This is a genomic window from Streptomyces flaveolus (assembly GCF_000716535.1).
GTDB lineage: Bacteria > Actinomycetota > Actinomycetes > Streptomycetales > Streptomycetaceae > Streptomyces > Streptomyces flaveolus_A.
The window spans coordinates 1-1,748 of sequence record NZ_JNWV01000113.1; the positions used below are offsets into that span (position 1 = coordinate 1).

At 69.5% G+C, this 1,748-nt stretch carries 2 protein-coding genes; both read left to right on the plus strand.

Translation table 11 applies throughout. From position 1 onward, the window contains the following. On the plus strand, positions 1–183 hold a 183-nt coding region (locus tag OO52_RS50615; protein WP_031031926.1), incomplete at its 5' end, for a hypothetical protein. Continuing rightward, a partial coding sequence (locus OO52_RS45370) for a condensation domain-containing protein (RefSeq protein WP_234340026.1) occupies positions 180–1,748 on the plus strand: 1,569 nt, incomplete at its 3' end. The genes OO52_RS50615 and OO52_RS45370, both read left to right, overlap by 4 nt.

A 1,748-nucleotide genomic window follows, 5' to 3' on the forward strand; every position in this document is an offset into this window, starting at 1 on the left:
CTCCTCGCCACCCGCATCATCAGCCGCCTCCGCACCACCCTCACCCCCCACATCCCCCTCGCCCTCATCTTCGACAACCCCACCATCCACACCATGGCCATGGCCCTGGAGAACCTCCTGCTCGAAACGGTCTCCGCTCCGGACGCCGCCCGTGGCGCCTCCGCCGAGAGGACCCACTCATGACCACGCACGGAACATCACCGTCCGACGACGCGGCACGGCAGGCGGTCAGGAACCTCCTCCAGGGAGCCCGTGCCCAGCAGACGGACTCCTCGGCGACATCCATACCAGTGCTCGGCCGGCACGAGGGTGTGGTGTCGTACTCGCAGGAACGCATGTGGTTGCTGGAGCAGATGCTCCCGGGGTACAACACCTCGACGGTGGTCCGGATCACCGGCGTACTCGACATCGAGGTGCTGTCGCGCAGCTTCACGCTGGTCGCCGAGCGGCACCAGGTCCTCAGGACCGTCTTCGAGGAACACGACGGCGCGCCGGTGTCACGGGTGCTGCCGGCGCGGCCGGTGCCGGTCGCGGTGTACGAGCCGGAGGGTGATGCTCCCGCCGACCGGTACGCGGCGGCCGTCAAGAGGGCCCGAGAACTGATGCGGGAGCCGTTCTCGCTGGTCACCGGGCCGGTGTTCCGGGTCGCCGTGGTACGGCTGTCCGAAGAGGACGCCCTGCTGGTCCTGGTGGTGCACCACATCGCGATCGACGGATCGTCCATGCGGGTGCTGTGGTCCGAACTGTCCCAGGCGTACGAGGCGTTCGCCGCCGGCCGGACTCCCGTCCTGCCGGCGGTGCCGGTCCAGTACGGTGACTTCGCCGCCTGGAGCCGGGAGCACCAGACGCCCGACAAGCTGCGTCACCAGTTGGACCACTGGCGCGACCACCTCGCCGGAGCCGCCTCCGAGGAGCTGCGCCCGGACCGGCCCCGGCCCGCCGTGCGGGGCGGGAACGGCGCCGAGGTGTCCTTCGTCATCGACGCCGGTCTCGGCGCGGCCGTCGACCGGTTCTCCCAGGAGCACAACGCCACGCCGTTCATGACGTTGATAGCGGCGTTCAGTGTGGTGCTCGCGCGTCACTCGGCCACGGACGACGTCACGGTCGGCACCCCCATCGCCGGCCGGACCCGGCCCGAGCTGGACGATCTGATCGGCTACTTCGTCAACACGCTGCTCCTGCGCACCGAACTGACCGGTGATCCGTCGTTCGCCGATCTGCTCGCCCGGACCCGAAGGAACATGCTCGCCGCCTATGAGCACCAGGAGCTTCCCTTCGAGGCCCTGCTCGACGAGCTGCAACCCGAGCGGGATCCCGGTCGCAACCCCCTGTTCCAGGTGCTGTTCGCCCTCGGTGACGAGGAGACCGACGACCTGGTGCTGCCCGGTCTGCGTACCGAGCGGATCGAGGTGGTCGACGGCAAGCCGCGCTTCGATCTCAGCGTGGCGCTGACCCGCCGGCGCGAGGGATTCACCGGGATCGCCTACTACGACGCGGACCTGTTCGAGCACGCGACGATGTCCCGGCTGGTGCGGCACTTCGTCACGTTCCTGCGCAACGCGGTCGCCGATCCGAAGCGTGCCGTCTCCTCGATCGCGATGGTCGACGCCGAGGAGCACGGGTGGTTGCTGGCATCGGGTGCGGGTGAAGCGGTGGACTACGGCGGTGGTCTGCTGCCCGACCTGATCGACGCGACCGCGGCCCGGTACCCCGACACACCGGCCGTGCTCGACTCCGACAGCGAACTC